Origin of the sequence: Comamonas denitrificans (genome assembly GCF_017368815.1) — a bacterium.
Taxonomy (GTDB): Bacteria; Pseudomonadota; Gammaproteobacteria; order Burkholderiales; family Burkholderiaceae_C; genus Comamonas; species Comamonas denitrificans.
The window spans coordinates 1-7,693 of sequence record NZ_JAFNME010000057.1 but is presented as its reverse complement, the minus strand read 5'-3'; the positions used below and the strand labels follow the sequence as shown (position 1 = coordinate 7,693).

The 7,693-nt window shown below is 63.1% G+C and carries 5 protein-coding genes and 1 pseudogene; 3 read left to right on the top strand and 3 right to left on the bottom strand.

What is annotated here, in order from left to right:
- A pseudogene (locus J1777_RS13970) lies at nt 1-397 on the bottom strand (hypothetical protein); the annotation flags it as partial.
- 102 nt (nt 398-499) lie between these two features.
- Between J1777_RS13970 and J1777_RS13965 the strand changes: the two are divergent.
- Together J1777_RS13965 and cphA are read left to right on the top strand one after the other, a co-directional pair.
- Nucleotides 500-2,503 (top strand): cyanophycin synthetase family protein, encoded by a 2,004-nt coding sequence (locus J1777_RS13965; protein WP_207576282.1) that lies wholly within the window; start codon nt 500-502, stop codon nt 2,501-2,503.
- 78 nt (nt 2,504-2,581) lie between these two features.
- Nucleotides 2,582-5,170 (top strand): cyanophycin synthetase, encoded by a 2,589-nt coding sequence (gene cphA / locus J1777_RS13960; RefSeq protein WP_207576281.1) that lies wholly within the window; start codon nt 2,582-2,584, stop codon nt 5,168-5,170.
- Between the two features lie 116 nt (nt 5,171-5,286).
- Here cphA and J1777_RS13955 read toward each other — a convergent pair whose 3' ends face one another.
- The gene (locus J1777_RS13955; protein WP_207576280.1) at nt 5,287-5,574 is read right to left on the bottom strand and encodes a DUF2249 domain-containing protein; all 288 of its coding nucleotides are present in this window, start codon (nt 5,572-5,574) and stop codon (nt 5,287-5,289) included.
- 56 nt (nt 5,575-5,630) lie between these two features.
- Nucleotides 5,631-6,836: an NnrS family protein gene (locus J1777_RS13950; protein WP_207576279.1), complete on the bottom strand. Its 1,206-nt coding sequence runs from the start codon at nt 6,834-6,836 to the stop codon at nt 5,631-5,633.
- Nucleotides 6,837-7,061: 225 nt separating this feature from the next.
- Between J1777_RS13950 and J1777_RS13945 the strand changes: the two genes are divergently transcribed.
- Complete coding sequence (locus J1777_RS13945) at nt 7,062-7,490, top strand: hemerythrin domain-containing protein (protein WP_207576278.1); 429 nt, start codon at nt 7,062-7,064, stop codon at nt 7,488-7,490.
- Nucleotides 7,491-7,693: the final 203 nt, after the last annotated feature.

Here is a 7,693-nt window from a genome sequence, read left to right as displayed (position 1 = left end):
GCGTGGGGGTGGGGGGTCGCACCGCGTGCCACTGGTCGGTGCCCAGGGCCGCGCACAGGGCGGCAAAGCGCAGTTGTAGCCGCAGCGCCTGGGCTTGGTGTTGCAGGGTAAAACGCCACAGGGCCAGGCGTTGCTGGCCGTCGTGCAGCTCCAGGGTGCCCACGCCGGCGTGGTCGCTCATGCGCAGCTGCAGGTCGGGGCGCAGGGGCCACGACTGGGCGGCCGGGGCGCTGGTCGTGCCATCCAGGGCCAGCAGGCGGGTGTCGGTCAGCACCAAGCTGCTGGGGCTAAAGCGCAAGTCGTGGCTAAGGTCAACCACCAAGGCTTCTTGTACGTTCTCTTGGGGTGCCAGCAGCGCCTGCAGGCGGGCTTGATTGTCTATCTGGGGTGGTTGCATGGTGATTCTTTTAGTGCCGGCCGGGCCTGGAACCTGTCAAGGTTTTTACGCGCGGCGGTCGTTTCCAAACGCAGCACACTGCATTTTGGCTGACAGAGCGTTATGGCCCATTTTCAAGACATACAACTGCTTCGAACCACTTACCTGCGCGGCCCCAGCATTTGGACTTACCGTCCTGTGCTGGAAGTTTGGCTGGATTTGGGTGTTTTGGAGGATTACCCCTCCAACCTGCTGCCTGGCTTTAACGAGCGCCTGACGGCCTGGCTGCCCGGTTTGGTCGAGCACCATTGCGGCGTGGGCCACCGGGGCGGGTTTTTAGAGCGCTTGCAAGAAGGCACGTGGTGCGGCCATGTGCTGGAGCACACCATCATTGAGCTGCTCAACCTGGCCGGCATGAGCGCTGAGTTTGGCCAAACCCGCAGCGTGCGCCAGCGCGGGGTGTACCGCATGGTGTTTCGTTGCCCCGAAGAATTGGTGGCCAAAGTGGCGCTGCAGCAGGGCCACGCCCTCATCATGGCGGCGATCAATGACCAGCCTTTTGATGTGCCCACCGCCGTGGCCGCCATTGAGCAGGCCATCGAGGCGCGTTACCTGGGGCCAAGCACGGCCAGCATCGTCGATGCGGCGGCGCAGCGGCGCATTCCCTTTATCCGCCTGAACGATGGCAATCTGGTGCAGCTGGGCTACGGCGCAGCGCAGCGGCGCATCTGGAGCACGGAAACCGACAAGACCAGCGCCATCGGCCTGGGCATCAGCGAAGACAAAGACCTGGCCAAGCAGCTGCTCAAAGCGGCCGGCGTGCCGGTGCCCGAGTGGGAACTGGTCGGCAGCGCCGACGAGGCCTGGGACGAGGCGCAGGACATTGGCCTGCCCGTCACCGTCAAGCCCTACAACTCGAACAAGGGCGAAGGCGTGGGCATCAACCTGACCACCGAGGCGCAGGTGCGCAGCGCCTACGCAGCGGCCCGCGCCGTGACCCGGCATGTGATGGTCGAGCGCCATATTCCGGGCACCGTACACCGCTTGCTGGTGGTGGGCGGCAAGCTGGTGGCGGCCTCGCGCGGGGAATACCCGCAGGGCAGCGCCAACCCCCGTGCGGCCATGGCCACCGTCGATTGCACGGCCCAAGTGCATGCGGATACGGCGTACCTGGCCGCTTTGGCGGCCAAGGTGGTGGGGCTGGACATTGCCGGGGTCGATTTGGTCTGCCAGCACATTGATCAGCCCTTGGCCGGGCAAGGCGGTGCGATTTTGGAAGTCAATGGTGGCCCTGGGCTGCTGATGCACCTGCGCCCCAGCCAGGGCGTGCCCCAGCCGGTGGGCGAGGCGATTGTGCAGCACCTCTTTCCGGCGGCGGACAGCGCCCAGCCAGACCAAGACGGCCTGGCCGCCCGCATCCCCGTGGTCGGCATCGTCGGCACCCAGCACAACGCCTGGATTGCCCGCATGACGGGGTGGCTGCTGCAGCTGGCGGGCAAACGCACGGGCGTGGCCTGCAGCCAAGGCAGCTACCTCAATGGCCGCCTGACCCAAGCGGGCGACCACACGCGCTGGCAGGCGGCGCACCGTTTGCTGGTCAATCGCTTGGCTGAAGCGGCGGTGGTGCAAACCACGGCCCGTTCGATTCTGGAAGAAGGCCTGGCCTACGACCGCTGCCAGGTCGGCCTGGTGACCGATTGGGGCGGCTGGGAAGGGCTGGCGGACCACGATGTGCATGAAGCGGGCGACCTGCGCCGCGTCTTGCGCACGCAAATTGATGTGGTGCTGAGCCAAGGCATGGGCGTGCTCAATGCCGACGACGATGCCGTGGCCGAGCTGGCCAGCCTGTGCGATGGGCAAGTGCTGCTGTACAGCGAGCAGGCCCACAACCCGCACCTGGCTGCGCACCGCGAGCAAGGCGGGCGGGCCGTGCTGGTGCAGCAGGGCGAAGTCATCCTGGCCCAGGGCCGCAGTGAGCGCCGTCTGGGCAGCCTCAGCGCATTAAGCCCGGCAGCGGCCAAAGTGCCCACCCCCAGCGCCTTGCTGGCCGCCGTTGCGTGTGCCTGGGCGCTGGACATCAGCCCCGAGTTGCTGGCCGCCGGGCTGAAAACGTTTGTTATTGAATAAATAGCGCTTTGCGCTTGATAAACAACGTTTTCATATCGTTTTATATCCATTTACATTGCTAATACAACGGAACGCACTATGAACATTTCTCGTATCCGCGCTTTGCGTGGCCCCAATTTGTGGAGCCGCAACACGGCCATCGAGTGCATCGTGCACTGCACGGAGCAGGAGTGTGATTTCACCCAAATCGCGCATTTTGAGACGCGGGTGCGGGCCCGTTTTCCTGCCATCGGCAGTCTGCAAGCGCAGGGCATGGACAACTTGCTGTCCATCGGCCATGTGCTGGAGTCCGCCGCTTTGGCGCTGCAAGCCCAGGCCGGGTGCCCCGTCACCTTCAGCCGCACGCACGCCACGGTCGAGGCCAATACCTTCCAGGTCGTCGTTGAATACACCGAAGAGGCCGTGGGCCGCCGCGCCATTGAGTTAGCCGATGCGCTGGTGCAGGCCGCGCTCAACGACACGCCCTTTGATGCCCCCGCCGCCATTGCCGAGCTGCGCGAGCTGGACGAGCACGAGCGCATGGGCCCCTCGACCCAATCCATCGTCGATGCCGCCGTGGCCCGGGGCATTCCCTTCAAGCGCTTGACCGCTGGCAGCCTGGTGCAACTGGGCTGGGGCAGCAAGGCGCGCAAGTTTCAAGCGGCCGAGGTCGATCAGACCAGCTCCGTGGCTGAAGCCATTGCGCAAGACAAAGATTTAACCAAGCGCCTGCTGCACGCCGCCGGGGTGCCCGTGCCGCTGGGCCGCCCGGTGGTGGATGTGCAGGATGCCTGGGCCGTGGCGCAGGAAGTGGGCCTGGCCGATGGCTGGCCCGTGGTCGTCAAACCCCAAGACGGCAACCAAGGCAAAGGCGTGACGGTGAACATCACCACCCGCCCCCAATTGGAAGCGGCCTACGCCACGGCCTTGGCCTACGGCAGCCAAGTGATGGTGGAGCGCTTTTTGCCCGGCCACGATTTTCGTCTGCTGGTGGTGGGCAACCAACTGGTCGCCGCCGCCCGGCGCGATCCGCCGCAGGTGCTGGGCGATGGCGTACACAGCGTGGCCCAGTTGGTCGAACAGGTCAACCAAGACCCGCGCCGGGGCAGTGGCCATGGCACGGCGCTGACCAAAATCCGCCTGGACGATATCGCCTTGGGGCGCTTGGCCAGCGAAGGGCTCACCCCGGACAGCATTCCCGCCCAGGGCCAGCGCGTGGTGCTGCGCAACAACGCCAACCTGTCCACCGGCGGCAGTGCCACCGACGTGACCGATGACGTGCATCCCACCATTGCCGCCCGCGCCATTGAGGCGGCGGCCAGCATTGGGCTGCACATTTGTGGCGTGGATGTGATTGCCGAATCCATGCTCAAGCCCCTGGAGGCCCAGGGCGGCGGCATCGTTGAAGTGAACGCCGCCCCCGGCCTGCGCATGCACCTGGCCCCCTCGTTTGGCAAAGCCCGCAATGTGGGCCAGCCCATGGTTGATCTGCTGTTCCCGGCGCACGACGATGGCCGCATCCCGGTCGTGGCGGTGACGGGCACCAACGGCAAAACCACCACCACCCGGCTGATTGCCCATATTTTTGCCGCCCAAGGCCTGCGCGTGGGCATGACCAATACCGATGGTGTGTACGTGGCGGGCCGCCAGATTGACAGCGGCGACTGCTCCGGCCCCAAAAGCGCGCGCAACGTGCTGGCCCACCCCGAGGTGGACGCGGCGGTACTCGAATGCGCCCGGGGCGGCGTGCTGCGCGAAGGCCTGGGCTTTGACCGCTGCCAGGTGGCCGTGGTCACCAACGTGGGCGAGGGCGACCACCTGGGGCTGAACTACATCACCACGGTGGAAGATGTGATGGTGCTAAAGCGCGTCATCGTGCAAAACGTCGCTCCCAGCGGCTACGCCGTGCTCAACGCCATGGACCCGCACGTGGCCCCCATGGCCCGGGTGTGCACGGGGCAAGTGATTTTCTTTGGTGCCGACCGCCACCACCCCATCATGGCCACCCACCGTGCCCAAGGGCAGCGGGTGGTGTACGTGGACCCCGCCAAGGCCTGCATCGTCGCCGCCGAGGGGGGCATGAAAGAAAGCATTGCCCTGGCCGACATTCCCCTCACGCACAACGGCGCGATTGGTTTTCAGGTGGACAACGCCATGGCCTCGGTCGCCGCCGCCTGGGCCGCAGGCTTGCCTTGGGAGACGATTCGCCGGGGGCTGGCCAGCTTTCACAATGACAGTGCCAACGCGCCTGGGCGCTTTAACGTCATGGATTACCGGGGGGCCACCATCATTGCCGACTATGGCCACAACCCCGATGCCATTCGCGCCCTGGTGCAAGCGGTCGATGCCATGCCTGGGAACAAGCGCAGCGTGGTCATCAGCGGCGCGGGGGACCGGCGTGACCAGGACATCATCGAGCAGACGCGCATTCTGGGCGCCGCCTTTGACGAGGTGATTCTTTACCAAGATGCCTGCCAGCGCGGCCGCGCCGATGGCGAGGTGCTGGCCCTGCTGCGCCAGGGCCTGGAAGGCGCACCGCGCACGCGCTACAGCACCGAAATCCACGGTGAATTTGCCGCCATCGACCATGCGCTGGAGCGTTTGGCCCCGGGCGACCTGTGCCTGGTGCTGGTCGATCAGGTGGAAGAGGCCCTGGCCCACTTGCAGCAGCGCATTGCCAGCGCTTGACGTTTAAAAAGTAGAGCTGCTAACGCAATCCTACATTGCGTTAGCAGCCTTTTTTATATAAAAAAAGGCTCCCGCAGGAGCCTGTGAAAAGTGCAATTTAAGAGGGTTTATCGTTATTAACCGCCGCAAGCGCCGCCGGAGCAGCAGCCGCCATTGGCATGCGGGTCTTCGGCCGCGCCTTGGGTTTTGGTAATCACCACGCGCCACAGGTCGGGGCCGGCTTGGTCATACGCCCACTGCACTTGGCCTGGCGTGCGCGACTCCAGCTGAAAGCGCAGCGGTACCGGGTCGTGGTCGTTCACGATGGTGATGGAGTCACCGGTCTCCAAAGCGTCAAATTGGCCAAAAATTTGCGCGTGGCGCAGACGGGGTTCGATGGTGCGAACGTCAATCACAGAGCTCATGGGGAAAACCTTTCAGAAAGAGCAGTCAGTGTCAGGGCAGAAGTGTGGCTGCGGTGTTAGCCGTCCTTACCATCCAGGCGAGAACGCAGCAGCCACGGGGTGTAAATCACCAAGTAAATCGCAAAGGCCAAAGCCCAGAAGGTGGCCGAAATCTCAATCGCGCGGGGGTACCACGCGGGCACCAGGGCCGGCACCACCGCCCGAATCACCGTGGCCAGCAGCACCAGCGCATAGGCCACGGTCTCGCCGCGCGAGGCCTGCAGTGGGCGGCCGGTATGGCCCCGGGCTGTGCGGGTGAGCATGCCAATAATCAAACCGCCAATCACCCCGACGGTCAGAGCGTGGATGGCAAACGTCGTGCGCATCCAGCCCAGCTCGGCACCAGCGAGCATGGCAAAACCAATTGGCATCCACAGGTAGGACAGGTGCAGGATCCACAAAATAGGGCGTTTGAGCGTGACCCAGGGGCTCCAGCGGTACAGGCGAATGGCGTGCAGCACAGCGGTGATGGCACACGCCGCTGCCACCAGTGCCGCCGGGGCAGCGCCCACCCACAGCAGCAGGGTCACCCCCGTCACTGCCAGCAGGCCCAGCTCAAAAGAGCGCGAGGTGTTGATGACCAACCCAGGGGTGACATTGCGGGTGAACATGGGCACCACCCGCCCGGTCATGACGGAAACCACCATCAAAATCAGCCCCAGCTCGGCGTACAGCGGGCGCAGCGGATCCCAATCGACCAAGTTAAGTTGTGTGAGGTGAAAGCACAGATTGGCCACGCTCATTAATAAGAGCAAAGAAATCAACGGGATATTGCGCGTATTGCCTGATTTGAATAAAACGCGCAGCAGCACAACGGCCACTGCTGGCAAAAACAGCATATCCACCACCGCAAAGACGGTGTACGGAGCGCACACCGCGGCAATGCGGCCCGCCAACCAAAGCAATACCAGCGCGGCCAGCAAGGGGCCGCGGGCGGTCATATGCCCTGTCCAGGCTTTGACGGCGGTGAGCAAAAACCCGGCAATCACCCCCACGGCAAACCCAAACAGCATTTCGTGCCCGTGCCACAGCAATCCGGACAGGGGCAACTGCAGCGGCATGTACCCCAAAAATGCGGCCATCCACACCGGCACCGAGATGCCGGCGAGCAAGGCCGTCAAGAGATAAAACGGCCGAAAACCCAGACGCAGCAGCGGCCAGCCCGTCAAAGGGGGGGGCGCTTGCGGCGGGATGGGTGACAGATGGGGCGAGGTGTGCGGCATAAAAATCTATCCCTGGTGGGCGCGGGGCAGGTGCTGAAAATAATAAGATTTATTCTACATAAATCTTTTGATTTGCGTCATAGCCTGCGGCAATTTTCCCGGATCAGATTGTGGATGCGAACAGTAACACTTCCGAGGCTGCCGTCCAGCGCAATAAGATTCTTCAGAAATACACGTTTTAAAGCCGTACTTTCCCTCGCTCTTTTCCTTTTCTGGAGATCCTTTATGAACATCGAAAAATTCAAGCACCAACACGTGGATATCCTGTCGCGCATTGATCAGTTGCGCTCTTTGACCCATGCTGGGGTGGAAGTCAATGCGGCTGCGATTGCGCAGGGCATCATCAGCTTCAGCTCACTGATCAAGCTGCATTTGGCGGTAGAAGACAAAGCGCTTTACCCGGCCTTGCAGCGCAGCGGCGATGCCTCCTTGGCGCGGCTGGGGCAGCAGTTTCAGGACGATATGGGGCCGATTGCCCAAGCGTTTGATGGCTTTGCCCGTCGCTGGAACACGGCTGAGCGCTTGCGCAGCGACCCGCAAGGCTTTCGCAACGATGCCAATACCGTGCTCAAGCGTGTTTATGAGCGCATGCAGCGGGAAAACCGCGAGTTCTACCCGCGCATTGAAGAGGCGCAAACCAACGCCGTGGCGTGAGGTGTGCCAATGCCGGTTCGCTTTGTAAGGCACGCAGCTTGCAGCGGAACCTGGCAATCACGAATGTGATGATCAATAGTGGGGGACTGCTCGTATTGGCACAGGAAAGAAGGTGGAAGAAGTCAAAAATCTCTAAATGTGGCAATGGGTTGCGCTATTTTGTGAGAAAAATGCACTTTGGCGCGAAATGGGCCGTGTAAAGG